Genomic DNA, 23,279 nt, shown 5'->3' on the forward strand with positions numbered 1-23,279 from the left:
AGGGCCAGCGACAATATCTGTTAACTGGATTATCAAGATATGTGTTATCGGTTATATCGATATGCGATTCACACTCCGTCAAATGCAAGTCTTCGTCGCCGTCGCCCAGCACCAAAGCGTCTCTCGGGCCGCCAGCCTGTTGGCACTGTCGCAGTCGGCTGCCAGCACCTCTATCACCGAGCTGGAGCGCCAATCGAGCTGCCAGCTGTTCGACCGTGCCGGCAAACGCCTGGCCCTCAATGCCCTGGGCCATCAACTGCTGCCACAAGCAGTAGCCCTGCTTGACCAGGCCAAAGAAATTGAAGACTTGCTCAACGGCAAATCCGGTTTCGGCTCACTGGCGGTCGGCGCCACGCTGACCATCGGCAACTACCTGGCCACCCTGCTGATCGGCAACTACATGCAGACACACCCGGAAAGCCAGGTAAAACTGCATGTTCAAAATACTGCGCATATCGTGCAACAGGTCGCGCACTACGAAATTGATCTGGGTCTAATCGAAGGCGACTGCAATCACCCCGACCTTGAGGTTCAGCCGTGGGTCGAGGACGAACTGGTGGTGTTCTGTGCGCCACAGCACCCACTGGCGAAACTGGGCCGCGCCGATATCGAAAGCCTTTCGCAAGAGGCGTGGATCCTGCGCGAACAAGGCTCAGGCACACGCCTGACCTTCGACCAGGCCATGCGCCATCACCGCGCCAACCTGAATATTCGCCTGGAACTGGAGCACACCGAAGCGATCAAGCGCGCGGTGGAGTCGGGCCTGGGCATCGGTTGCATTTCACGCCTGGCCCTGCGTGACGCCTTCCGCCGTGGCAGTCTGGTTCCTGTGGAAACCCCGGAACTGGACCTGCTGCGCCAGTTCTACTTCATCTGGCATAAACAGAAGTACCAGACCTCGGCCATGCGTGAGTTTCTCGAGCTATGCCGCAACTTCACTGCGGGCTTTACCCGCAGCGACGAAATCGTGCTGCCACCGATCGCTTAAAGCAGGATCACACCCCACACCAGCGCCACCATGGTCAGTGCCACCAGCTGTGCGGCGCTGCCCATGTCCTTGGCATTTTTCGACAGCGGGTGACGCTCCAGCGAAATGCGATCAATGGCCGCCTCCACCGCCGAGTTGAACAGCTCGACGATCAGCCCCAGCAGGCAAACGGCGATCATGATTGCCCGCTCGGCGCGGCTGACCGGCAGCCAGAAGGCGATCGGGATCAGCAGCACGTTGAGCAGCACCAGTTGGCGGAATGCGGCCTCGCCCTTGAAGGCTGCACGCAGGCCGTCCAGCGAGTAGCCAGCGGCGTTGAAGATGCGTTTGAGGCCGGTCTGGCCCTTGAATGGCGATGTCATGTGAGTCACTTCACAGCAGAAAGGCCAGCAGACTAGACCGGCTCGGGTCAAAAAAGCGTGAAGCCACGCGCAGTCAGTTGCTGGCAACCGATTCAAGTTGTTGCAGCAGCAACGCAGCCTGGGTCCGGGTACGCACGCCCAGTTTGCGGAAGATCGCAGTCACATGGGCCTTGATGGTCGCTTCCGACACGCTCAGTTCATAGGCGATCTGCTTGTTCAGCAAGCCTTCGCAGACCATGGTCAGTACGCGGAATTGCTGCGGCGTGAGGCTGGCCAAGCCTTCGCTGGCGGCCTTGGCCTCGGCCGAAACATCGACCTTTTCGAACGCCTGCGGCGGCCACCAGACCTCACCGTCAAGCACCTTGCGCACTGCATCCTGGATCACTTCCAGGGTGCTGGACTTGGGAATGAAACCACTGGCGCCGAACTCGCGAGACTTGACCACCACGGCGGCCTCTTCCTGTGCCGAAACCATCACCACGGGGATCTGCGGGTACTGCCCGCGGAGCAGCACCAGACCGGAAAAACCGTAGGCACCCGGCATGTTCAAGTCCAGCAGCACCAGGTCCCAGTCGGCTTTTTCGCTCAGGCGGGTTTCCAGTTCGGCAATGCTCGCAACTTCGACCAGACGCACATCGGAGCCAAGCCCGAGGGTAACGGCCTGGCGCAGGGCGCCACGGAACAGTGGGTGGTCATCGGCAATCAGGATTTCGTATGTGGCCATCGATCTAAGGATCCTGTTCTGTGCCAGGCACTCGAGAGAAAGGGAAGCGCCCGGCGGGAATCGGCGCCAAGGATGCCGAGCACGGTAAAGGGTGATCAAGCCAATCGCCCTGCCGTCTCGCCCACCCTGGCTGCCAGCTCCGTCATTATGAACCAAAGCAGGGGTTGTGCCCCTTGGACTATAGGAAGGTATGCAAACGCTGGTGGATGTCGTCCTGCTCGTCAAGCGGCAACCGCCGCTTGCCGCTCAGGTAATGCAGGCTGAACACATCCAGGTAGGCATCCAGCGCCTGAGAAGCCTGGCTGTCACCAGCAAGGTCCAGGCACATGGCCGCAACTTCTGCTGTACAGAAATGATCATCGCGCTTGGAGCGCCGCAGGCGGTAGCGCGACATCTGCTCGGCTTGCAGGCTCAACACCGGGAAGCGGTCCAGGTACGGGCTTTTTCGAAACATCTTGCGCGCTTCGGTCCAGGTGGCATCCAGCAGGATGAACAGTGGACGCTTGCCCGGCTCGCGCACCACCTCGCTGACCACCCGTTCCTGGGCAACGAACTCGCCCGGGAAGACGATATAGGGCTGCCAGCGCGGGTCATCAAGCAAGGCCAGCAGGCGCTCGTCAACCGCGGTGCGCAACCAGCCGAAGGCCCAGGTGTCTTCAATCAGGTCGGCAATCAACCAGCCGGTGTTGGTGGGTTTCAGCGGCTCGGTGTCGTGCATCAGCAGGCACACACCTGCGTCAGCCTGCACCCGAGGCTTCCAGGCACACAGGCAATGGGTAGCGATGACCCGGCAATCCGGGCAACGCTCGGCACGCGAGCCACGGGCGATGAAAGGCTTGTTGCTGCGGGCCAGGCGTTCGGCGCGCAGACGCGCTACCGCATGGCTCATGCCGGCAGGCCTCTGGACAGATTGGAAATGGGCACAAAGATGACTCGGAAAAAACAAGGCGGCCAGTCTACCAGAACAGGTGGCAATTGCTGTGCAGCCAGCACAGCGCTCCTTATAATCAGCTTTTTACCGTGCCGGACCTCGCCGCGCGCAATTTCACGGAACGCCGTCGACCCGCGCATGTCAAAGCGCCAGTCATCGAACCAGGAGAGATTCATGCTGCGCCTTATCGCCCCCGCCCTGAGCCTGCTGCTCGCCCTGCCTCTGGCAGCTCAGGCGGCATCCAAGCAGGATTACGACCTGAACACCCTGCTGCAAAAGGTCGCCAAAGAGAGCAGCGTCGGCACCCCGCGTGCAATCAACGAGGACATCCTCGATCAGGGTTACACCGTTGAAGGCAAGGCGCTGGTCAACCATCTGAGCGTACGCCAGAGCCACGCAGAGCGCATGCAGGCCAACCCTGAGCAGGTACGTAGCCAGCTCGGCGACAGCGTGTGCCGCAACAACGGCTTCCGCAACCTGATGTCCAAGGGCGCGGTCATGGTCTACCGCTTCACGGTCTACAAAACCAACCGGCCCGTCATGGACCAGGCCTTCGACAACGCCAGTTGCGTGGCCGGCAACAAGAAGAAGTAAGCACAGCGTTAGCGCTACACCTTCTCATCCTCATGAGCGCGCCAGCCACCTTCAGCGGCATCGGCGCGCATCTCCGCCAACAGCGCCTGCAAGTATCGCGACCGGCACTCCAGCCCCGACAGCCTGCGGCGGCACTCGGCTTCAAGGCTCAGGTGATGCACCTGGGCGGCGTTCTCCAGCTGCTGGTAGAGCTGCCGGTCCACTTCGATGACCAAGCGATGCATACCGCCACCTCCTGCATCGACACATTTCGCTCTACCAGTTAACCAAACCCATGCTGCCGATGGCCGCAGGCCGACAGGCGGCTGCGCCGAACACCTCGGCACGATCGGGCGCAAGGGTCTAGATTGAGGTCAGAGGTATTGGTGCAGAAGGAGACGTCGCATGCCTTACCATTCGAATGAACTGCTGTTCAGCCACTTCCGCGACAACAATATCGACCTGAGCAATATCGAAGCACAACTGCAACTGGTTGCTCCCAACAGCCCTAACCTGCCGCTCTACCGCGACATGATGCTGACCATCCTGCGCATGGCCCATGACGACAGCGACCGCTGGAGCGCCAAGATCACCCTGCAGGCCCTGCGCGAACTGGACCAGTCGTTTCGCACCCTGCAACGCTACAAGGACCGACGCAAAGTGACCGTGTTCGGCTCGGCACGCACCCCGCAGGAACATCCGATGTACGCCCTGGCCCGCGAACTGGGCGCCACTCTGGCGCGCTCCGACCTGATGGTCATCACCGGCGCCGGCGGCGGCATCATGGCTGCCGCCCACGAAGGGGCCGGCAGCGAGCACAGCCTGGGCTTCAACATCACCTTACCCTTCGAACAACATGCCAACCCGACGGTGAACGGTACCGACAAACTACTGCCGTTCCACTTTTTCTTCATCCGCAAATTGTTCTTCGTCAAGGAGGCCGATGGCCTGGTGTTGTGCCCTGGCGGCTTTGGTACTCTGGATGAAGCGCTGGAGGTACTGACCCTGATCCAGACCGGCAAGAGCCCACTGGTGCCAGTGGTGCTACTGGATTCGCCGGGCGGGAGATTCTGGCACGACTGCCTGGACTTCATCAGCCGCCAACTCGAAGAAAACCGCTACATCCTGCCCAGCGACCTGAAGCTGGTACGGCTGGTGCAGAGTGCCGACGAGGCCGTGGAGGAAATCAACCAGTTCTATAGCAACTATCACTCCAGCCGCTGGTTGAAGAGCCAGTTCGTGATCCGCATGCATCACCCGCTCAGCGAAGCGGCGCTGTATGACATTCAGGAAGGTTTTGCCGACTTGCGCCTGAGTGGCAAATATCACCAGCAAGCGGATAGCAGCGCCGAACACGAGGTAGGCGATTATAGCCACCTGACACGCCTGTCATTCGCCTTCACTGGCCGGGACCAGGGGCGCTTGCGTGAGCTGGTGGATTTCATCAACCTGCCGGAGAACTGGGCAAAGCCAGAGCCCATGCATACCACGCAGAGGGCCAGGCAGGCGCTGAAAGTGAGTTGATGCTTTTTTGTAACAGCTCGCGTGATGCCTGCAGGAGCAACCTTAGGCTGTTTGCTCCTGCACCTGATCGGTTGTTGGCCGCAGACCGTCGTAGGAGCGGGTTTACCCGCGAAAGGGCCGGACCTGCTGCCCAATCTCCCTGATCATTCACCGTCGCAGCCGCCACCGTATTCGCGGGTGAACCCGCTCCTACCCGTGGTTGGACGCAGACTGTCGTAGGTGCGGGTTTACCCGCGAAAGGGCCGGACCTGCTGCCCAATCTCCCCGGTCATTCACCGCCGCAGCCGCCACCGTATTCGCGGGTGAACCCGCTCCTACCCGTGGTTGGACGCAGACCGTCGTAGGAGCGGGTTTACCCGCGAAAGGGCCGGACCTGCTGCCCAATCTCCCCGGTCATTCACCGCCGCAGCCGCCACCGTATTCGCGGGTGAACCCGCTCCTACCCGTGGTTGGACGCAGACCGTCGTAGGAGCGGGTTTACCCGCGAAAGGGCCGGACCTGCTGCCCAATCTCCCCGGTCATTCACCGCCGCAGCCGCCACCGTATTCGCGGGTGAACCCGCTCCTACCCGTGGTTGGACGCAGACTGTCGTAGGAGCGGGTTTACCCGCGAAAGGGCCGGACCTGCTGCCCAATCTCCCTGATCATTCACCGTCGCAGCCGCCACCGTATTCGCGGGTGAACCCGCTCCTACAATGGAATGGAGGCAGCCTGGGGAATTTGGCAAAACAGATTATCCGCTTTGAGCACGCGCCACTGTAGTTTCGAGCGTCAATAATCGTCGAGATCACGCCCGCTGAGCAGACGGCCGATCATATCCATGGGGAAGCCACGGTAAGCCAGGAACCGGGTCTGCTGGGCGCGGCTACGGGGGTCTTGCGGGCGCTGCCCGGCAAACTTGCGCTGCCACACGTCTCGCATACGCTCGCCCCAATCTACCTCGCTTTCACGCAGGGCCTGGTCGATGTCTGCACGCGCCAAACCACGCTGACATAGCTCTTCGCGAATACGCGCAGGGCCATAACCAGAGCCGGAACGATAGCGGATAAAACTCTCAAGGTAGCGGGCTTCACTAAGCAGCCCTTCTTCAGCGAGCCGATCGAGTTCAGGCTCGATCAACTCGTCCGAAGCGCCGCGCTGACGCAACTTGCGCGTCAGTTCGACTCGACCGTGCTCACGTCGTGCGAGCAGGTCCATGGCTGTCCGCCGGATGGCGACGGGGGTGTCGAGTACGGCGGACATATTCGGCTATCTACTGCGCAATCAATAACCGGCGTCAGCGTCGGCCATGTCATCGGCATCAGCTTCGGCAGCAGCTTTGCCGGCTTCAGCAGCAGCAGAACCCGCTTTCAGCAGCTTGTCACGAATCTGCTTCTCGATCTCGGCACCAATAGCCGGGTTCTCAGCCAGGTATTTGGCAGCGTTGGCTTTGCCTTGACCGATCTTGTTGCCCTGATAGGCGTACCAGGCACCGGACTTCTCGACCAGACCTTGAGATACCCCCAGGTCAATGATCTCGCCGTTACGGTAGATACCTTTTCCGTAAAGAATCTGGAACTCAGCCTGACGGAACGGAGGCGAGACCTTGTTCTTGACGATCTTGACGCGGGTTTCGCTGCCGACCACCTCGTCGCCTTCCTTGACCGCGCCGGTACGGCGGATGTCCAGACGGACCGAGGCGTAGAACTTCAGGGCATTACCACCGGTAGTGGTTTCCGGGCTGCCGAACATCACACCGATCTTCATACGGATCTGGTTGATGAAGATGACCAGGCAGTTGGCGTTCTTGATGTTACCGGTGATCTTGCGCAGCGCCTGGGACATCAGGCGGGCCTGCAGGCCCACATGCATGTCACCCATCTCGCCTTCGATTTCGGCCTTCGGCACCAGTGCGGCCACGGAGTCGACAATGATCACGTCGACCGCGTTGGAGCGCACCAGCATGTCGGTGATTTCAAGGGCCTGCTCACCGGTGTCCGGTTGCGAAACCAGCAGGTCATCGACGTTGACACCCAGCTTGCCGGCGTACTCAGGGTCGAGGGCATGTTCGGCGTCGACGAAGGCACAGGTGGCACCGTTCTTCTGCGCTTCAGCGATGACAGACAGGGTCAGCGTGGTCTTACCTGACGATTCCGGGCCGTAGATCTCGACGATACGGCCTTTTGGCAGACCGCCGATGCCGAGGGCAATATCCAGGCCCAGCGAGCCGGTGGAAATGGCCGGAATGCCTTGACGCTCATGGTCACCCATGCGCATGACCGCGCCTTTACCGAATTGGCGTTCGATCTGACCCAGGGCCGCAGCCAAGGCGCGCTTCTTGTTGTCGTCCATTGAAATCCTCACGTGTTCGACTTGGCCCTGACGGCCGGAATACCTGTATAAGTAGCCAGTATTATTCCACAGGCAGACGCCCGCGCAAACCCCTGTCGTCGATTTACTCGGCACCAAGCTGTAACAAGCCGTCTAACGCGGCGATCACCGTCTGTCGGCGCACCGCCTCGCGGTCACCGTCGAACTGCCGACGTTCGCTGAACACCCGGTCGCCATCACCCCAGGCCAGCCACACAGTGCCCACCGGTTTGGCTGGCGAGCCGCCGTCCGGCCCGGCCACACCACTCACCGCCACGGCAAAGCGTGCGCCGCTGGCGGCCTGAGCTCCGCGGACCATGGCTTCGACCACTTCCTGGCTGACTGCCCCCACCTGCCCGAACAAAGCTTCAGGCACCCCCAACTGGCGGGTTTTCTGGGCATTGGAATAGGTGACGTAACCGGCTTCGAACCAGGCCGAGCTGCCAGGTATGCGTGTGATGGCTTCGGCAATGCCACCACCGGTGCATGATTCGGCGGTAGTCACCTGCGCATTGAATCGGCGCAGATGCTCACCCAGGCGGGTGGCGAGCGTGGTGATCGGGTCCATGTCGGTGCTCCTTGAACGCGGCTCTCTACCCTATCACCCTGCGCCGGGCCCTGGCTGAGGAAACTTTCAGGCTGTCCCGGGCGATTTCGCTGAACACCGCACCTTGCGGCCGATGCCACGCAGCTCCCGTGTTACTTGCTTGAGGCTCCACTTCACCGAACGCCGCGCCAGCCACGAAGGCTCCGGGCCTGACCTGGCATCCTTAGATGAAAATGCTCGCCATGCCAGGCAAAGAAGATTTCGAGAATGACAAGCAGGTATTGCTTCATCGCAACGTAATGGCTGCTCATGCCCCAAAGCGCGCCCTGCATCGCAACGAAAAAGCCTGTACCATTGCGGGTTTACCATCGCCAACCAGATCCCCCCTGTAAGGCCCTGAATGTCAGATCTTTCCGCACACACCCCGATGATGCAGCAGTACTGGAAGCTGAAGAACCAGCACCCGGACCAGCTGATGTTCTACCGCATGGGCGACTTCTACGAAATCTTCTACGAAGATGCGAAAAAGGCCGCGAAACTGCTGGATATCACCCTGACCGCCCGCGGTCAGTCGGCCGGCCAGTCCATCCCCATGTGCGGGATTCCGTTCCATTCGCTGGAGGGCTACCTGGCCAAGCTGGTCAAGCTCGGCGAGTCGGTGGTGATCTGTGAGCAGATCGGCGACCCAGCCACCAGCAAGGGCCCGGTGGAGCGCCAGGTGGTGCGCATCATCACCCCCGGCACGGTCAGTGACGAGGCACTGCTCGACGAGCGCCGCGACAACCTGATTGCCGCACTGCTCGGTGACGAGCGCCTGTTCGGCCTGGCGGTACTGGACATCACCAGCGGCAATTTCAGCGTGCAAGAGATCAAGGGCTGGGAAAACCTGCTGGCCGAACTCGAGCGCCTGAACCCGGTCGAGCTGTTGATCCCCGACGACTGGCCACGGGACCTGCCTGCGGAGAAACGCCCAGGCGCCCGCCGCCGCGCACCGTGGGACTTCGACCGCGACTCTGCACGCAAGGCCCTGTGCCAGCAGTTCGCGACCAAGGACCTCAAGGGCTTCGGCTGCGACAAGCTGACCCTGGCCATCGGTGCCGCCGGCTGCCTGCTGACCTACGCCAAGGAAACCCAGCGCACTGCCCTGCCGCACCTGCGTAGCCTGCGCCACGAGCGCCTGGACGATACGGTCATCCTCGATGGTGCCAGCCGGCGCAACCTTGAGCTGGACATCAACCTGGCCGGCGGGCGCGACAACACCCTGCAATCGGTGATCGACCGCTGCCAGACTGCCATGGCCAGCCGCCTGCTGAGCCGCTGGCTGAACCGCCCGCTGCGTGACCTCAAGGTGCTGCAAGCACGCCAGGACTCGATCCGCTGCCTGCTCGACAGCTACCGCTTCGAAAAGCTGCAGCCGCAGCTGAAGGAAATTGGCGATATCGAGCGGATCCTCGCCCGGATTGGCCTGCGCAATGCCCGCCCGCGCGACCTGGCACGCCTGCGCGATGCGCTGGGCGCGCTGCCAGAGCTGCAGAACGCCATGACCGAGCTCGAAGCGCCGCACCTGGCGCGTCTGGCGGCCATTACCGGCACCTATCCAGAGCTGGCCAGCCTGCTGGAGCGAGCGATCATCGACAACCCGCCGGCGGTGATCCGCGACGGCGGCGTACTGAAGGCCGGCTACGACAACGAACTGGACGAACTGCTGGCGATCAGCGAGAACGCCGGCCAGTTCCTGATCGACCTGGAAGCCCGGGAAAAAGCTCGCACCGGCCTGGCCAACCTCAAGGTCGGCTACAACCGCGTGCACGGCTACTTCATCGAACTGCCGACCAAGCAGGCCGAACAGGCCCCGGGCGACTACATCCGCCGCCAGACACTCAAAGGCGCCGAGCGCTTCATCACCCCAGAGCTGAAGGCGTTCGAGGACAAGGCATTGTCGGCCAAGAGCCGCGCCCTGGCCCGCGAGAAGATGCTCTACGACGCCCTGCTGGAAACCTTGATCAGCCACCTGGCGCCGCTGCAGGACAGCGCTGCCGCCCTGGCCGAGCTGGATGTGCTCAGCAACTTGGCCGAGCGCGCACTGAACCTCGACCTGAACTGCCCACGCTTCGTCGACGAGCCTTGCCTGCGCATCGAGCAGGGCCGCCACCCGGTGGTGGAGCAGGTGCTGACCACGCCGTTCGTGGCCAACGACCTGGGCCTGGACAACAGTACGCGCATGTTGATCATCACCGGCCCGAACATGGGCGGTAAGTCGACCTACATGCGCCAGACCGCCCTGATCGTGCTGCTGGCGCACATCGGCAGCTTCGTCCCTGCGGCGAGTTGCGAGCTGTCGCTGGTCGACCGCATCTTCACGCGCATCGGCTCCAGCGATGACCTGGCGGGCGGGCGCTCGACCTTCATGGTCGAGATGAGCGAAACCGCCAACATCCTGCACAACGCCACCGACCGCAGCCTGGTGCTGATGGACGAAGTGGGCCGCGGCACCAGTACCTTCGACGGCCTGTCGCTGGCCTGGGCCGCCGCCGAGCGCCTGGCCCAACTGCGTGCCTACACACTGTTCGCCACGCACTACTTCGAACTGACCGTGCTGCCGGAGAGCGAGCCGCTGGTGGCCAACGTGCACCTGAACGCCACCGAGCACAACGAACGCATCGTGTTCCTGCACCATGTACTGCCCGGCCCTGCCAGCCAGAGCTACGGCCTGGCCGTGGCGCAACTGGCCGGTGTGCCGACAGTGGTCATCCAGCGCGCCCGCGAACACCTGGGGCGCCTGGAAACCACCAGCCTGCCGCACGAGCAGCCTCCGGCCGCAAAAGCCAAGGATGCGCCGCAGGTACCGCACCAGAGCGACCTGTTCGCCAGCCTGCCACATCCAGCCATCGAGAAGCTGGGCAAGCTGCAACTGGACGACATGACCCCGCGTCAAGCTATCGAAATGCTATATCAACTAAAGAACCTGTTATAACGGCGCCCATTACAAGCTGGTAGAATCCGCCGCGGTTTGCTGGTGCTGCAGGTTATTAGCCTGGCCTGCAGCCACATGCCCGTAAACCGCGCGGCCCTGAGAGGAAGGGCCGCCGCCGTCGCCTGAGGAGAGAATTAGAAATGACCTTCGTCGTCACCGACAACTGCATCAAATGCAAATACACCGACTGCGTGGAAGTCTGTCCGGTGGACTGCTTCTACGAAGGCCCGAACTTCCTGGTCATCCACCCGGACGAGTGCATCGACTGCGCCTTGTGCGAGCCGGAGTGCCCAGCGCAAGCCATCTTCTCGGAAGACGAAGTGCCTTCGGGCATGGAAAACTTCATCGAGCTGAACGCCGAGCTGGCGGAAATCTGGCCTAATATCACCGAGCGTAAGGATGCCCTGCCGGACGCTGAAGAATGGGATGGCAAGACCGGCAAGATTGCCGACCTGGAGCGCTGATAGCGCCCAGACGCGAAAAAGGCCCTTCGGGGCCTTTTTTGTTTTCCTACGGGCAAAAAAAGGGGCGGTTTGACCCGCCCACATTTTTTCCGTAGTCCCTGCTTGTCCCAAACATCATCCTGATGAAATCGCTTCTTGCGATGTCCTTGGCCTTCGTCCTGAAAGCCTGTGCATGTCCCTGTGCACAGTTCGAATACTAGCGGGTTGAGCCGGGCGGGCAAGCGCGAGACCTCACAGAGTATTTCCGACGACACATATGGTCAGCGGCGAATAAATCATGATTTTCAATGAGTTGTAAAAAAACAGAGCCAGGAAACGACAATGGTCTACTGAGGCTTGCATAGATAGCTTACAAAACGAGTAAGAAAAGGCTTACATGCAATGTTACCGGGGTAGCGGAATACACATTGGGTATCTGTTCTGCCCTGAAGTGCGACCCGCCGCTCTCAAGCTTTTCCGCTACAGACAAAAACGCCCCGAGGTCATCGGGGCGTTTTGAGTGACACAGACCTTCGCTACTGGAACAACGACTCACTGGACAGGCCATTCTTCTCTAGGATCTCGCGCAAACGCTTGAGCCCCTCTACCTGAATCTGCCGCACCCGCTCCCGGGTCAGGCCAATCTCCAGGCCAACATCTTCAAGGGTACTGCTTTCATGCCCACGCAGGCCAAAGCGACGCACCACCACCTCGCGCTGCTTGTCGGTCAGCTCACCCAGCCACTGATCAATGCTCTGCGACAGGTCGTCATCCTGCAGCAATTCGCACGGATCAGTCGGACGGTCGTCGGTCAGCGTATCAAGCAGGGTCTTGTCCGAGTCCGGGCCAAGCGAAACATCCACCGACGACACCCGCTCATTCAGGCCCAGCATGCGCTTGACCTCGGTGACCGGCTTCTCCAGCAGCGTGGCGATTTCTTCTGGTGAGGGTTCGTGATCGAGTTTCTGGGTCAGCTCGCGCGCGGCGCGCAGGTAGACGTTCAGTTCCTTGACCACGTGGATCGGCAGGCGAATGGTGCGGGTCTGGTTCATGATCGCCCGTTCGATGGTCTGGCGAATCCACCAGGTCGCATAGGTCGAGAAACGGAAACCACGCTCCGGGTCGAACTTTTCGACCGCACGGATCAGCCCCAGGTTGCCCTCCTCGATCAGGTCGAGCAGCGACAGGCCACGGTTCACGTAACGACGGGCAATTTTGACAACCAGGCGCAGGTTGCTTTCGATCATGCGCTTGCGGCCGGCAGGGTCACCCTTTTGCGACAAGCGCGCAAAATGCACTTCTTCTTCCGGCGAAAGCAGCGGCGAGAAACCGATCTCGTTGAGATACAACTGGGTGGCATCGAGCGCCCGGCTGTAATCGATGTACTTGTGTTGCTTGAGCGAAGAGCCCGACTTGGCCCTCGTCCGAACCGAAGATACAGCAGGTTCGTCTGACACCACATCCGTTTCCAAAACGATACCCGTCTCCATCAGGAGGACGTCATCATCGATGTCAAACTCCGGCACTTCTTTACTGAGAGCCATTGTTATAATCCTTTGCTGAGTTCGAACTCAGACTCGAGCGGCACCTTTATCCCTGGCAGCGCTTGAGCCTGTCCCCTCTACATCACAGGAACAGGCTGGGTACAACGATCAACGACGTGGCAGGAACTGGAGCGGATCGACGGGTTTGCCCTGGCGGCGAATCTCGAAATGCAGCTTCACCCGATCTGTGCCCGTAGACCCCATTTCAGCAATCGACTGCCCTGCCTTGACCTGCTGCCCCTCCCGAACCAACAGCCTGCGGTTATGACCGTAGGCACTGACGTAGGTGTCGCTGTGCTTGATGATGATCAGCTCGCCGTAGCCCCTCAAACCACTTCCGGCGTAGACCACTGCACCATCAGACGCAGCAAAAACAGGCTGTCCCAAATCACCGGCGATATCAATGCCTTTATTCAAACTACCGTTTGAAGCAAATTTTCCAATCAGCACGCCGTTGGCCGGCCAGGCCCAGCCGCCGACCGCACGCTCCGCAGCCGGCACGCTGGCAACCACTGGCGCGCTGCCCGAAGAGGCCGGCGCGACTGGTTTACGGGTGCTGGCAGGCGCCGTGGCAGTGCTGCCCACAGGCCGCCGCGTGACCGTGGTGCGGCTTGACGAGGACGGGTTGGACACCACCGTGGTGCGGCTGCCGGAGCCGCTGCTGAATCGAATCGCCTGGCCCGGGCGAATGGTATAAGGCGCTCGGATGCCATTGCGTGCTGCCAGCTCCTTGTAGTCCCAACCATAACGGAAGGCGATGGAGAACAGGGTGTCGCCTGGCTTGACGATGTATTGCCCGGAAGTCACTGCCGGGCGCTTGGGCACGGTGTTGTTACGGTCGACCACCCGCGCGCTGTTGCTGCTGGTGCTTGAGCAACCCACCAGAAGCGCGCCCATGGCCAATGCAATCACCAGAAGCTTGAAACCCGAGCCGTCCTTGCGCTGCCGAATGACTGTGTGACCCACCCGCGCTCCCCTCATGGTGCCGAAAATCGATATGAAGACAAGAAATGCAATATTGTTGCAATTATAACCAAGCCAGCCGGTATTGGCAGACGGGTACGAAAGACGGGCGCAAAAACCCGGTGCACGCTGTGCGTTAGCGCTTCGCACCGCCTGATAGACAGGGCGAAGCGACAAGAATTCGCCACCGGCACAAAAATACACCGCGCCTCATGCCTGCACGGCTCAGATCAACAGACCTCAGGCCAACGGACCATTGAGCAGCGGCACGAAACGCACAGCCCCTAGCACGCGACGGGAGAATCCATGCTCCTCGCGCACGATCAGCATCAGTTGCTGCGTTTCGCCGGCCGGCCCTACCGGGATGACCATGCGCCCACCGGGTGCCAGCTGGTCGAGCAGTGCCTGTGGCACTTCCGGCGCCACGGCGGTGACGATGATGCCGTTGTACGGCGCAAGCGCCGGCCACCCCTCACAACCGTCACCCCAGCGGAATACCACGTTGCGCAGGTTCAGCTCCACCAGGCGCTCTTTGGCCCGGTCCTGCAGTACCTTGATGCGCTCTACCGAGAACACCCGCTCGACCAGCTGGGCCAGGATCGCCGTCTGGTAGCCCGAGCCGGTGCCAATCTCCAGCACCTTGTCCAGCGGCCCGGCCTCGAGCAACAGCTCGCTCATGTGCGCAACCATGAACGGCTGGGAGATGGTCTGGTTGTGGCCGATCGGCAGTGCGGTGTCTTCGTAAGCCCGATGCGCCAGCGCCTCGTCAACGAACAGGTGGCGCGGCGTACGACGGATCACGTCGAGCACCTTGGTGTTCGAAACCCCCTCTTCGCACAAGCGCTGGATCAGCCGCTCCCGGGTACGCTGAGAGGTCATGCCGATGCCACGCCGCAGCATATCGTCCTCGCGCATCAGAGCAGGCCCTCCAGCCATCCATCGAGCTGCTCGAAGGCATCATTGAAGGTGCGATCGAGTTGCAGCGGGGTAATCGATACGTAGCCTTGCATCACCGCGTGGAAGTCGGTACCCGGGCCGCCGTCCTCGGCATCACCGGCCACGGCAATCCAGTAGCCTTCCTTGCCACGCGGGTTGACCACCTTGGTTGGCGCCGCCGCCCGCGCCCGGTGACCGAGACGGGTGAGCTGGATGCCACGGATGTGCTCCAGCGGCAAATTGGGGATATTGACGTTGAGTACGGTGCGTGGCGGCAACGCCAGGCGCGACTGTGCCTCGACCAGGCGGCGGGCGATATAGGCCGCGGTCGGCAGGTTGTCCGGCTGGCGCGACAACAGCGAGAACGCCAGCGAGGTACCGCCGAGGAAGCGGCCTTCCAGCGCCGCAGCGACCGTTCCCGAATACAGCACGTCATCACCCAGATTGGCACCGAGGTTGATCCCCGATACGACCATGTCCGGCGTCTGCGGCAACAGCCCATTGAGCCCCAGGTGCACGCAGTCGGTCGGCGTGCCATTGAGGCTGATGAAGCCATTGGCCAGGGTCTGCGGATGCAGTGGCCGATCCAGCGTCAGCGAACTGCTGGCGCCGCTCTTGTCTTGATCCGGGGCGATCACCGCGCACTCGGCATAATCCACCAGCGCAGCGTGCAGCGCGGCGATGCCAGGTGCGGTAACACCGTCGTCATTCGAAATCAGAATACGCATGGGCTGTCCGTCTGCCCTGCCGACACCAGATCCACGACTTCACGCACCACCACGGTGGCGAAGCATCCGGCCGGCAGGACGAATTCCAGTTGCAGGATATCAGGCTCGGGATAATGCCACGTCAGGCCGCCAATAGGGAGCCGCAGAATTCGCCGTTCGTGATCCATGCCCGCCTGAGCCAACCACTGGCAAAGTGCTGGCTGACTTGAGCCGATAGTGTTTTCCAGCTGGCCAGGCGCAGCGCCAGCAGGTGAAACGCCCTCCCCCCACATCGGGCCGGTCGGATGCAGGTCGAGAATCGCCAGGCGCGGGTCAGCACATTCCGCCTCACCCGCCGGGAAGAAACTGCGGCTGTCGGTGAACGCCAGCAGGTCCCCGACTTGGGCTCGAGCCCAGCTACCGTCAGCGACACGCGCAGCCAGCACCTGATTGAACAGGTAGCTGCGCCCGGCCGAAAGCAGCCGCGAACGCAGATTGCGCTGTTCAGGCAAAGCCTTGCGTACGGCCCAATCGAGGGCGTCATGGACGTTGCCACCGCCGTGCCCGAAGCGCTGGGTGCCGAAATAGTTGGGCACACCTTGCTGCCTGAGCTGTTCCAGACGCGCATCCACCGCCTGGTGATCGGCAGCCAGGGCCGTCAGGCGCAAGGTGAACCCGTTGGCCGAATGCGCACCGCGCTGCAGTTTGCGCTGGTGGCGCACCTGCTTGAGCACACGCAGGCTGGCATCCTCGGCACGCGACAGATCCGGGTCGGCCTTGCCCGGCAGGTGCAGGCTGAACCACTGGCGGGTCAGCGCCTGGCGGTCTTTGAGGCCGGCGTAGCTGATGCTGCGCACCGGTACGCCAGCGGCGCGGGCGAGGCGTCGGGCGGCTTCTTCGGTGTTCAGATCACGCTTTTCGACCCACAGCCACAAGTGCTCGCCTTGGCCCGATAGCGGGATATCCAGGACTTCGTCAACCTGAAAGTCTTCGGCAACCGCTTTGAGAACGGCGGTACCCAGTGGCTCGCCCGATGCGCGCGGGCCCAGCAGTTCCAGCTCGGTCATGCTGGCAGCAACAGGGCGACCGAATGCACGGCAATGCCCTCCTCGCGGCCGGTAAAGCCCAGCTTCTCTGTGGTGGTGGCCTTGACATTGACCTGGTCGAGCTCGACCTGCAGGTCTTCGGCGATCAGCTGGCGCATGGTTTCGATGTGTGGGGCCATTTTCGGTGCCTGGGCGACGATGGTGGCGTCAACGTTGCCCACCTTCCAGCCCTTGGCCTTGACGATGCCGACTACATGGCGCAGCAGCGCGCGGCTGTCAGCCCCCTTGAACTGCGGGTCAGTGTCAGGGAAGTGTTTGCCGATGTCGCCCAGCGCCGCAGCACCAAGCAAGGCATCGCTCAGGGCGTGCAGCAGCACGTCACCGTCGGAATGGGCCAGCAGGCCGTATTTGTGCGGGATACGCACCCCGCCCAAGGTAATGAAATCACCGTCGCAGAAACGGTGCACATCGTAGCCGTGGCCAATACGCATAAGAAAACGCCCTGAAAGAGTCAGGGCGTGATTCTACCTGCTTTGCAGCGGGTTTGGCGGCTTTTGGACCAGGGTGTTACACCCGCCCCAGTGCCACCGCATGATGGCGCAGGTGCTCCTCGATAAAGCTGGCAATGAAGTAGTAGCTATGGTCATAGCCCGGCTGCATACGCAGGGTCATTTCATGGCCAGCTTTGCGTGCCGCCTGTTCCAGCGCTTCAGGCTTGAGTTGCTTCTCGAGGAAATCGTCACGGTCGCCCTGGTCCACCAGCAACGGCGGGCATTGGCCAGCAGGGGTTTCGGCCAGCAGCACGCTGGCATCCCACTCACGCCAGCGCCCACGGTCTTCACCCAGGTAGCGGCTGAAGGCTTTCTCGCCCCACGGACAATCCATCGGATTGCTGATCGGCGAGAATGCCGACACCGAGCGGTAGCGCCCCGGATTGCGCAAGGCGCACACCAGCGCGCCATGCCCACCCATGGAGTGGCCGCTGATACTGCGCTCCCCCGACGCCGGGAAGTGTGCCTCGATCAGGGCTGGCAACTCCTCCACCACATAGTCGTGCATGCGGTAGTGCTGGGCCCAGGGTTGCTGGGTGGCGTTGAGGTAGAAGCCAGCACCCAGGCCGAAGTCCCAGGCACCGTCCGGGTCGCCCGGCACCTGCTCGCCACGCGGGCTGGTATCAGGAGCAACGATGATCAGCCCCAGCTCGGCGGCCAGACGCTGGGCGCCGGCCTTCTGCATGAAGTTCTCGTCGGTGCAGGTGAGGCCGCTGAGCCAGTACAGTACCGGCAGCTTTTCGCCCTGCTCGGCCTGCGGCGGTAGGTACACAGCAAACACCATGTCGCAACCCAGCACCTTGGAGTGATGCCGGTAACGCTTGTGCCAGCCGCCGAAGCTCTTCTGGCAGGAGATGTTATCCAGGCTCATGGCAGACCTCAGAAGTGGATCACGCTACGGATGCTCTTGCCTTCATGCATCAGGTCGAAAGCCTTGTTGATGTCTTCCAGGCCCATCGTGTGGGTGATGAAGGTATCCAGCGGGATCTCGCCTTTCTCGGACATTTCCACGTAGCTCGGCAGCTCGCTGCGGCCACGCACCCCGCCGAACGCCGAACCACGCCAAACCCGACCGGTAACCAGCTGGAACGGACGCGTGGAAATTTCCTGGCCGGCACCGGCCACACCGATGATCACCGACTCACCCCAGCCCTTGTGGCAGCATTCCAGGGCGGCGCGCATCAGCTGAACGTTGCCGATGCACTCGAAGGAGAAGTCCACGCCACCATCGGTGAGGTCGACGATCACTTCCTGGATCGGGCGATCGTAGTCTTTCGGGTTGACGCAATCGGTGGCACCCAGTTGGCGGGCGATTTCGAACTTGGCCGGGTTGATGTCGATGGCGATGATACGCGAGGCCTTGGCCTTGACCGCACCGATCACGGCCGACAGGCCGATGCCACCGAGGCCGAAGATGGCCACGGTATCACCCGGCTTGACCTTGGCAGTGTTGAGTACCGCGCCGATACCGGTGGTGACGCCGCAGCCCAGCAGGCAGACCTTTTCCAGTGGTGCTTCTTTCTGGATCTTGGCCACGGAAATTTCCGGCAGCACGGTGTATTCGGAGAAGGTCGAGGTACCCATGTAGTGGAACAGTTCCTGGCCCTTGTACGAGAAGCGCGTGGTGCCGTCCGGCATCAGGCCCTTGCCCTGGGTGGCGCGGATGGCCTGGCACAGGTTGGTCTTGCCCGAGAGGCAGAACTTGCACTTGCCGCATTCCGGGGTGTACAGCGGGATGACATGGTCACCTACAGCGACCGAGGTGACCCCCTCGCCTACCGCTTCGACGATTGCACCACCTTCGTGGCCGAGGATCGATGGGAAGATACCTTCCGGGTCAGCACCGGACAGGGTATAGGCATCGGTGTGGCAGACACCGCTGGCGACCACGCGCAGCAGCACTTCACCGGCCTTTGGCATGGCCACGTCGACTTCGACGATTTCCAGGGGTTTCTTGGCTTCGAAGGCTACAGCAGCACGGGACTTGATCATCAAAGGTCTCCAGACAGTGGGTCGATTCAGTCTTGCAGTGTAATTCAGCGCCTTTTGATGAATAATCAGGCCAAAGACAAAACATTATTGCCATACAGGGATAATCGATGAGCAGCCGATGGGAAGGCATCGACGAATTTGTCGCCGTGGCCGAATCGGGCCAGTTCACTGCCGCCGCCGAACGCCTGGGGGTTTCCTCATCGCACATCAGCCGGCAGATCGCCCGGCTGGAGGAACGCCTGCAAACGCGCTTGCTGTACCGCAGTACCCGCCGGGTAACCCTGAGCGAGGCCGGGCAGACCTTCCTGCAGCATTGCCAGCGCTTGCAGGATGGCCGTGAGGAAGCGCTGCGCGCCATGGGCGACCTGGCCAGCGAACCCAAGGGGTTGCTGCGCATGACCTGCGCTGTGGCCTACGGCGAGCGCTTCATCGTGCCGCTGGTGACGCGATTCATGGCGCTGTACCCGCAGCTGCGCGTGGATGTGGAACTGAGCAACCACACCCTCGACCTGCTGCATGAAGGCATGGACCTGGCCATCCGCCTGGGCCGCCTGGCCGACTCTCGCTTGGTGGCTACCCGCCTGGCGCCAAGGCGCATGTACCTGTGCGCCTCGCCGGCCTATCTTGAGCGTTATGGCCGGCCACACAGCCTGTCGGAACTGGCGCGGCACAATTGCCTGGTGGGGAGTTCGGACTTGTGGGCACTACAGCAGGATGGCCGTGAGATCAGCCAGCGGGTACAGGGTAACTGGCGCTGCAACAGTGGCCAGGCAGTGCTGGATGCGGCGTTACAAGGGATAGGGTTATGCCAGTTGCCGGATTACTACGTGCTGGAACATCTCAATAACGGTGCGCTGGTGTCGCTGCTGGAGGCGCACCAGCCGCCGAATACGGCGGTATGGGCGCTGTATCCGCAGCAGAGGCACCTGTCGCCGAAGGTACGGCGGCTGGTGGATTACCTGAAGGAGGGGTTGGCAGGGTTGCCGGAATATCGTTTCGGCTGACGGGATGTGCTGCATGTACGGGCCTCTTCGCGGGTGAACCCGCTCCTACGACGGGCTGCGTCCAACCCCCGATGTGTGTCCACCACCGTGGTAGGAGCGGGTTTACCCGCGAATACGGTAGCGGCGGTAACGGTGAACGGCGGGTGGAGATTGGCCAGCAGGGCCGGCCTCTTCGCGGGTGAACCCGCTCCTACGACGGCCTGTGTCCAACCGCCGATGTGTGTCCACCACCGTGGTAGGAGCGGGTTTACCCGCGAATACGGTAGCGGCGGTAACGGTGTACGGCGGGTGGAGATTGGCCAGCAGGGCCGGCCTCTTCGCGGGTAAACCCGCTCCTACGGCGGCCTGTGTCCAACCGCCGATGTGTGTCCACCACCGATCTGTGTAGGAGCGGGTTTACCCGCGAATACGGTAGCGGCGGTAACGGTGAACGGCGGGTGGAGATTGGCCAACAGGGCCGGCCTCTTCGCGGGTAAACCCGCTCCTACGGCGGCCTGTGTCCAACTGCCGATGTGTGTCCACCACCGTGGTAGGAGCGGGTTTACCCGCGAAGAGACCGGCACAGGAGAACGCTCAGCGTTTACCCGCCCAGCGCTGGCGCAACCATTCGAGATCTTCGGGCCGGGTCACCTTTATGTTGTCACTGCGCCCTTCCACGAGCCGCGGCGCCTGACCGGACCATTCGATGGCAGAAGCCTCATCGGTCACCACCACATCCGATACCAGGCATTCGGCCAGCGCCCGGTGCAACGCTCCAAGGCGGAACATCTGTGGTGTGTACGCCTGCCAGATCGTGCTGCGGTCCACAGTAGCACTCACCCGGCCATTGCTGTCGGCGCGCTTGAGGGTATCGCGCGCCGGCACCGCCAGCAGACCACCCACCGGGTCGTCCGCCAGCTCCGACAACAGCTTGTCCAGGTCGCTGCGCGCCAGGTTCGGCCGCGCGGCATCGTGCACCAGTACCCAGTCGCTTTCAGCCGCCCCCTGAGCATTCAGCATCAGCAAGGCGTTAAGCACCGAGTCAGCTCGTTCACGCCCGCCCGACGCACACTGGATGCGTGGGTCGCTGGCGTAGCGCAGGCCAGGCCAGTACGGGTCATCTTCGGCAATGCTGACCACCACGCCTTTAAGCGCCGGGTGGCCAAGAAAACAGTCGAGGCTGTGCTCGAGAAGGGTCTGCCCAGCCAGCTCCAGGTATTGCTTGGGGCGGTCGGCAGCCATGCGGGCACCTACACCCGCCGCAGGAATCACGGCCCAGAAGGCCGGCAAGGTATCGATCATTTCTGTGGCAACTGGAAGAGGGTTTCGCCCTCTTTGACCATCCCCAATTCATGGCGGGCTCGTTCTTCAACGGTCTCCATGCCTTTTTTCAGCTCCAGCACTTCAGCATCGAGCACGCGATTACGCTCGAGCAAACGCTCGTTTTCGGCATGCTGATCGGCAATCTGCTGCTTCAGTTCGGTCACTTGCTCCAGGCTGCCGTTACCCACCCACAGGCGGTACTGCAGGCCACCCAACAGCAAGAGCAGAACGAGGAACAACCAATAGGGACTGCGCATCACGTTATCCAGGTTAAAAAGGCTGCCGCTTTTTACTTCGGGGCCTCAAATAGCACGAAGCCTGGCCGAGGCCAGGCTTCGTCGACAGAAACCCGTTGGTACGTAGGAAAGTTCAGTACGAACGTTCCTACAACTTCGGCTGCTGCCTTTTTACCATCTCTTGCTTAGCCGCGAAACTCGGCACGACCGCGGTAAACCGCTTTGGCGCCCAGTTGCTCTTCGATGCGCAGCAGCTGGTTGTACTTGGAAACGCGGTCGGAACGGCACAGCGAACCCGTCTTGATCTGGCCAGCAGCAGTACCCACAGCCAGGTCGGCGATGGTCGAGTCCTCGGTTTCACCGGAACGGTGCGAGATCACTGCAGTGTAACCGGCAGCTTTGGCCATCTGGATGGCTTCCAGGGTTTCGGTCAGCGAGCCGATCTGGTTGAACTTGATCAGGATCGAGTTACCAATGCCCTTCTCGATGCCTTCCTTGAGGATCTTGGTGTTCGTCACGAACAGGTCGTCACCGACCAGCTGGACTTTTTCACCGATCTTGTCAGTGAGGATTTTCCAGCCAGCCCAGTCGGACTCGTCCAGGCCGTCTTCGATCGAAATGATCGGGAAACGCTCGGTCAGGCCTTTCAGGTAGTCGGCGAAGCCTTCGGCGTCGAACGACTTGCCTTCGCCGGACAGGTTGTACTTGCCGTCTTCGTAAAATTCGGAAGCCGCGCAGTCCAGGGCCAGGGTCACGTCGGTGCCCAGCTTGTAGCCGGCTTTTTCGACAGCTTCGGCGATGGCGCCCAGGGCGTCTTCGTTGGATGCCAGGTTAGGGGCGAAACCACCTTCATCACCTACGGCGGTGTTCAGGCCACGGGCCTTCAGTACGGCCTTGAGGTGGTGGAAGATTTCGGTGCCCATGCGCAGGCCGTCAGAGAAGGTCTTGGCGCCAACCGGCTGAACCATGAACTCCTGGATGTCGACGTTGTTGTCAGCGTGCTCGCCACCGTTGATGATGTTCATCATCGGAACCGGCATCGAGTACTCGCCCGGGGTGCCGTTCAGATTGGCGATGTGCGCGTACAGCGGCAGGTCCTGGTCCTGGGCAGCAGCTTTGGCGGCAGCCAGGGAAACAGCCAGGATGGCGTTGGCGCCCAGCTTGGCCTTGTTCTCGGTACCGTCCAGTTCGATCATGGCGCGGTCCAGAGCCTTCTGGTCGGAAGGATCCTTGCCCAGCAGCAGGTCGCGGATCGGGCCGTTGATGTTGGCGACGGCCTTCAGCACGCCCTTGCCCATGTAACGGCTCTTGTCGCCATCACGCAGCTCCAGCGCTTCGCGCGAGCCGGTAGAAGCACCGGACGGCGCGCAAGCGCTGCCGATGATGCCGTTGTCGAGCAGTACGTCGGCTTCCACAGTGGGGTTGCCACGCGAATCGAGAACTTCACGACCTTTGATGTCGACGATTTTTGCCATTGTTGTAAGCACTCCAGAATTTGACGAAAACAACTTAGCTTAGGAAATTCTTGCCGTTCACCGGGCGAACTTGCTTTGGGCAGGCCTGATGAAGGGAGCCCCTGACCGA

25 protein-coding genes are annotated in these 23,279 nt (G+C 61.7%); 6 read left to right on the forward strand and 19 right to left on the reverse strand.

The features are described from left to right. Positions 1–61 precede the first annotated feature (61 nt). Entirely contained in the window at positions 62–988 is a 927-nt protein-coding gene (finR, locus tag INQ47_RS07410) for a LysR family transcriptional regulator FinR (RefSeq protein ID WP_003252379.1), read from the forward strand. Here finR and INQ47_RS07415 read toward each other — a convergent pair. The 4 genes from INQ47_RS07415 to INQ47_RS07430 all read right to left on the reverse strand — a co-directional run bounded on the left by INQ47_RS07415 (position 985) and on the right by INQ47_RS07430 (position 3,181). Beyond that, positions 985–1,350, reverse strand: a complete 366-nt coding sequence (locus tag INQ47_RS07415; protein WP_010952700.1) for a diacylglycerol kinase — start codon at positions 1,348–1,350, stop codon at positions 985–987. The genes finR and INQ47_RS07415 overlap by 4 nt on opposite strands. Before the next feature lie 73 nt (positions 1,351–1,423). Next, positions 1,424–2,074 carry a response regulator transcription factor ErdR gene (gene erdR / locus INQ47_RS07420; RefSeq protein ID WP_010952699.1) on the reverse strand — a complete coding sequence of 217 codons (651 nt, stop codon included), beginning with the start codon at positions 2,072–2,074 and terminating at the stop codon, positions 1,424–1,426. Between the two features lie 178 nt (positions 2,075–2,252). After that, entirely contained in the window at positions 2,253–2,963 is a 711-nt protein-coding gene (locus INQ47_RS07425; RefSeq protein WP_252459428.1) for a tRNA-uridine aminocarboxypropyltransferase, read from the reverse strand. Continuing rightward, on the reverse strand, positions 2,960–3,181 hold the full coding sequence (locus tag INQ47_RS07430; protein WP_252459429.1) for a hypothetical protein: 222 nt from the start codon (positions 3,179–3,181) through the stop codon (positions 2,960–2,962). Before INQ47_RS07430 ends, INQ47_RS07425 begins: the two co-directional genes overlap by 4 nt. Here INQ47_RS07430 and INQ47_RS07435 point away from each other — a divergent pair. Continuing rightward, positions 3,180–3,599 carry a quorum-sensing-regulated virulence factor family protein gene (locus INQ47_RS07435; protein ID WP_252459430.1) on the forward strand — a complete coding sequence of 140 codons (420 nt, stop codon included), beginning with the start codon at positions 3,180–3,182 and terminating at the stop codon, positions 3,597–3,599. The two genes, INQ47_RS07430 and INQ47_RS07435, sit on opposite strands and share 2 nt — an antisense overlap. 14 nt (positions 3,600–3,613) lie before the next feature. Here the strand turns inward: INQ47_RS07435 and INQ47_RS07440 are convergent, their stop codons facing one another. Next, positions 3,614–3,823: a hypothetical protein gene (locus tag INQ47_RS07440; protein WP_021785870.1), complete on the reverse strand. Its 210-nt coding sequence runs from the start codon at positions 3,821–3,823 to the stop codon at positions 3,614–3,616. 160 nt (positions 3,824–3,983) lie between these two features. Between INQ47_RS07440 and INQ47_RS07445 the strand changes: the two genes are divergently transcribed. Continuing rightward, complete coding sequence (locus INQ47_RS07445; RefSeq protein ID WP_404701427.1) at positions 3,984–5,102, forward strand: LOG family protein; 1,119 nt, start codon at positions 3,984–3,986, stop codon at positions 5,100–5,102. Between the two features lie 770 nt (positions 5,103–5,872). Here the strand turns inward: INQ47_RS07445 and recX are convergent. The 3 genes from recX to INQ47_RS07460 all read right to left on the reverse strand — a co-directional run bounded on the left by recX (position 5,873) and on the right by INQ47_RS07460 (position 8,018). Further along, the gene (gene recX / locus INQ47_RS07450; RefSeq protein ID WP_404701428.1) at positions 5,873–6,343 is read right to left on the reverse strand and encodes a recombination regulator RecX; all 471 of its coding nucleotides are present in this window, start codon (positions 6,341–6,343) and stop codon (positions 5,873–5,875) included. Positions 6,344–6,364: 21 nt separating this feature from the next. Continuing rightward, a complete protein-coding gene (recA, locus tag INQ47_RS07455) occupies positions 6,365–7,432 on the reverse strand; it encodes a recombinase RecA (protein ID WP_404701429.1) in 1,068 nt (355 codons plus the stop codon). A gap of 103 nt (positions 7,433–7,535) precedes the next feature. After that, a complete protein-coding gene (locus INQ47_RS07460; protein WP_010952695.1) occupies positions 7,536–8,018 on the reverse strand; it encodes a CinA family protein in 483 nt (160 codons plus the stop codon). Between the two features lie 379 nt (positions 8,019–8,397). Between INQ47_RS07460 and mutS the strand changes: the two genes are divergently transcribed. Both mutS and fdxA read left to right on the forward strand, forming a co-directional pair. Beyond that, positions 8,398–10,971: a DNA mismatch repair protein MutS gene (gene mutS, locus INQ47_RS07465; protein WP_404701430.1), complete on the forward strand. Its 2,574-nt coding sequence runs from the start codon at positions 8,398–8,400 to the stop codon at positions 10,969–10,971. A 140-nt stretch (positions 10,972–11,111) separates the two neighbouring features. Then, positions 11,112–11,435, forward strand: coding sequence for a ferredoxin FdxA (gene fdxA, locus INQ47_RS07470; RefSeq protein WP_027595821.1), 324 nt, complete (start codon positions 11,112–11,114; stop codon positions 11,433–11,435). 515 nt (positions 11,436–11,950) lie between these two features. Here the strand turns inward: fdxA and rpoS are convergent. The 8 genes from rpoS to INQ47_RS07510 form a co-directional block, all read right to left on the reverse strand. Then, entirely contained in the window at positions 11,951–12,958 is a 1,008-nt protein-coding gene (rpoS, locus tag INQ47_RS07475) for an RNA polymerase sigma factor RpoS (RefSeq protein WP_021785876.1), read from the reverse strand. Positions 12,959–13,066: 108 nt separating this feature from the next. Further along, positions 13,067–13,924 carry a peptidoglycan DD-metalloendopeptidase family protein gene (locus INQ47_RS07480; RefSeq protein WP_252459821.1) on the reverse strand — a complete coding sequence of 286 codons (858 nt, stop codon included), beginning with the start codon at positions 13,922–13,924 and terminating at the stop codon, positions 13,067–13,069. 237 nt (positions 13,925–14,161) lie between these two features. Then, positions 14,162–14,800, reverse strand: coding sequence for a protein-L-isoaspartate(D-aspartate) O-methyltransferase (locus INQ47_RS07485; protein WP_015269209.1), 639 nt, complete (start codon positions 14,798–14,800; stop codon positions 14,162–14,164). 35 nt (positions 14,801–14,835) lie between these two features. Continuing rightward, positions 14,836–15,585, reverse strand: a complete 750-nt coding sequence (gene surE, locus INQ47_RS07490) for a 5'/3'-nucleotidase SurE (RefSeq protein ID WP_252459818.1) — start codon at positions 15,583–15,585, stop codon at positions 14,836–14,838. Then, positions 15,573–16,631 (reverse strand): tRNA pseudouridine(13) synthase TruD, encoded by a 1,059-nt coding sequence (truD, locus tag INQ47_RS07495; protein WP_404701431.1) that lies wholly within the window; start codon positions 16,629–16,631, stop codon positions 15,573–15,575. The genes surE and truD overlap by 13 nt, the downstream gene beginning before the upstream one ends. Next, the gene (gene ispF, locus INQ47_RS07500; protein WP_003252342.1) at positions 16,628–17,101 is read right to left on the reverse strand and encodes a 2-C-methyl-D-erythritol 2,4-cyclodiphosphate synthase; all 474 of its coding nucleotides are present in this window, start codon (positions 17,099–17,101) and stop codon (positions 16,628–16,630) included. Before ispF ends, truD begins: the two co-directional genes overlap by 4 nt. A 76-nt stretch (positions 17,102–17,177) precedes the next feature. Next, positions 17,178–18,032: an S-formylglutathione hydrolase gene (gene fghA / locus INQ47_RS07505; protein ID WP_404701432.1), complete on the reverse strand. Its 855-nt coding sequence runs from the start codon at positions 18,030–18,032 to the stop codon at positions 17,178–17,180. A gap of 8 nt (positions 18,033–18,040) precedes the next feature. Continuing rightward, positions 18,041–19,153, reverse strand: a complete 1,113-nt coding sequence (locus INQ47_RS07510) for an S-(hydroxymethyl)glutathione dehydrogenase/class III alcohol dehydrogenase (protein WP_021785895.1) — start codon at positions 19,151–19,153, stop codon at positions 18,041–18,043. A 107-nt stretch (positions 19,154–19,260) separates the two neighbouring features. On the opposite strand from INQ47_RS07510, the gene INQ47_RS07515 reads away from it, so the two are divergent. Next, complete coding sequence (locus INQ47_RS07515) at positions 19,261–20,157, forward strand: LysR substrate-binding domain-containing protein (protein WP_404701433.1); 897 nt, start codon at positions 19,261–19,263, stop codon at positions 20,155–20,157. Between the two features lie 573 nt (positions 20,158–20,730). Here the strand turns inward: INQ47_RS07515 and ispD are convergent. The 3 genes from ispD to eno all read right to left on the reverse strand — a co-directional run bounded on the left by ispD (position 20,731) and on the right by eno (position 23,170). After that, complete coding sequence (gene ispD / locus INQ47_RS07520) at positions 20,731–21,438, reverse strand: 2-C-methyl-D-erythritol 4-phosphate cytidylyltransferase (protein ID WP_404701434.1); 708 nt, start codon at positions 21,436–21,438, stop codon at positions 20,731–20,733. Continuing rightward, positions 21,435–21,716, reverse strand: coding sequence for a cell division protein FtsB (gene ftsB, locus INQ47_RS07525; protein WP_252460181.1), 282 nt, complete (start codon positions 21,714–21,716; stop codon positions 21,435–21,437). Before ftsB ends, ispD begins: the two co-directional genes overlap by 4 nt. 164 nt (positions 21,717–21,880) lie before the next feature. After that, positions 21,881–23,170, reverse strand: coding sequence for a phosphopyruvate hydratase (eno, locus tag INQ47_RS07530; protein ID WP_021785899.1), 1,290 nt, complete (start codon positions 23,168–23,170; stop codon positions 21,881–21,883). Between the last annotated feature and the right edge of the window lie 109 nt (positions 23,171–23,279).

The organism is Pseudomonas sp. 3HC3 (genome assembly GCF_044904505.1).
Taxonomy (GTDB): Bacteria; Pseudomonadota; Gammaproteobacteria; order Pseudomonadales; family Pseudomonadaceae; genus Aquipseudomonas; species Aquipseudomonas putida_Y.

Coding starts and splice junctions, on each gene's coding strand:
- mutS (WP_404701430.1), top strand. CDS start 8,398: ATGTCAGATCTTTCCGCACACACCCCGATGATGCAGCAGTACTGGAAG.
- erdR (WP_010952699.1), bottom strand. CDS start 2,074: ATGGCCACATACGAAATCCTGATTGCCGATGACCACCCACTGTTCCGT.
- fghA (WP_404701432.1), bottom strand. CDS start 18,032: ATGAGCCTGGATAACATCTCCTGCCAGAAGAGCTTCGGCGGCTGGCAC.
- recX (WP_404701428.1), bottom strand. CDS start 6,343: ATGTCCGCCGTACTCGACACCCCCGTCGCCATCCGGCGGACAGCCATG.
- INQ47_RS07430 (WP_252459429.1), bottom strand. CDS start 3,181: ATGAATCTCTCCTGGTTCGATGACTGGCGCTTTGACATGCGCGGGTCG.
- INQ47_RS07445 (WP_404701427.1), top strand. CDS start 3,984: ATGCCTTACCATTCGAATGAACTGCTGTTCAGCCACTTCCGCGACAAC.
- INQ47_RS07435 (WP_252459430.1), top strand. CDS start 3,180: ATGCTGCGCCTTATCGCCCCCGCCCTGAGCCTGCTGCTCGCCCTGCCT.
- ispD (WP_404701434.1), bottom strand. CDS start 21,438: ATGATCGATACCTTGCCGGCCTTCTGGGCCGTGATTCCTGCGGCGGGT.
- INQ47_RS07510 (WP_021785895.1), bottom strand. CDS start 19,153: ATGATCAAGTCCCGTGCTGCTGTAGCCTTCGAAGCCAAGAAACCCCTG.
- INQ47_RS07460 (WP_010952695.1), bottom strand. CDS start 8,018: ATGGACCCGATCACCACGCTCGCCACCCGCCTGGGTGAGCATCTGCGC.
- ispF (WP_003252342.1), bottom strand. CDS start 17,101: ATGCGTATTGGCCACGGCTACGATGTGCACCGTTTCTGCGACGGTGAT.
- recA (WP_404701429.1), bottom strand. CDS start 7,432: ATGGACGACAACAAGAAGCGCGCCTTGGCTGCGGCCCTGGGTCAGATC.
- INQ47_RS07415 (WP_010952700.1), bottom strand. CDS start 1,350: ATGACATCGCCATTCAAGGGCCAGACCGGCCTCAAACGCATCTTCAAC.
- truD (WP_404701431.1), bottom strand. CDS start 16,631: ATGACCGAGCTGGAACTGCTGGGCCCGCGCGCATCGGGCGAGCCACTG.
- ftsB (WP_252460181.1), bottom strand. CDS start 21,716: ATGCGCAGTCCCTATTGGTTGTTCCTCGTTCTGCTCTTGCTGTTGGGT.
- finR (WP_003252379.1), top strand. CDS start 62: ATGCGATTCACACTCCGTCAAATGCAAGTCTTCGTCGCCGTCGCCCAG.
- eno (WP_021785899.1), bottom strand. CDS start 23,170: ATGGCAAAAATCGTCGACATCAAAGGTCGTGAAGTTCTCGATTCGCGT.
- fdxA (WP_027595821.1), top strand. CDS start 11,112: ATGACCTTCGTCGTCACCGACAACTGCATCAAATGCAAATACACCGAC.
- rpoS (WP_021785876.1), bottom strand. CDS start 12,958: ATGGCTCTCAGTAAAGAAGTGCCGGAGTTTGACATCGATGATGACGTC.
- INQ47_RS07485 (WP_015269209.1), bottom strand. CDS start 14,800: ATGACCTCTCAGCGTACCCGGGAGCGGCTGATCCAGCGCTTGTGCGAA.
- INQ47_RS07515 (WP_404701433.1), top strand. CDS start 19,261: ATGAGCAGCCGATGGGAAGGCATCGACGAATTTGTCGCCGTGGCCGAA.
- surE (WP_252459818.1), bottom strand. CDS start 15,585: ATGCGTATTCTGATTTCGAATGACGACGGTGTTACCGCACCTGGCATC.
- INQ47_RS07425 (WP_252459428.1), bottom strand. CDS start 2,963: ATGAGCCATGCGGTAGCGCGTCTGCGCGCCGAACGCCTGGCCCGCAGC.
- INQ47_RS07440 (WP_021785870.1), bottom strand. CDS start 3,823: ATGCATCGCTTGGTCATCGAAGTGGACCGGCAGCTCTACCAGCAGCTG.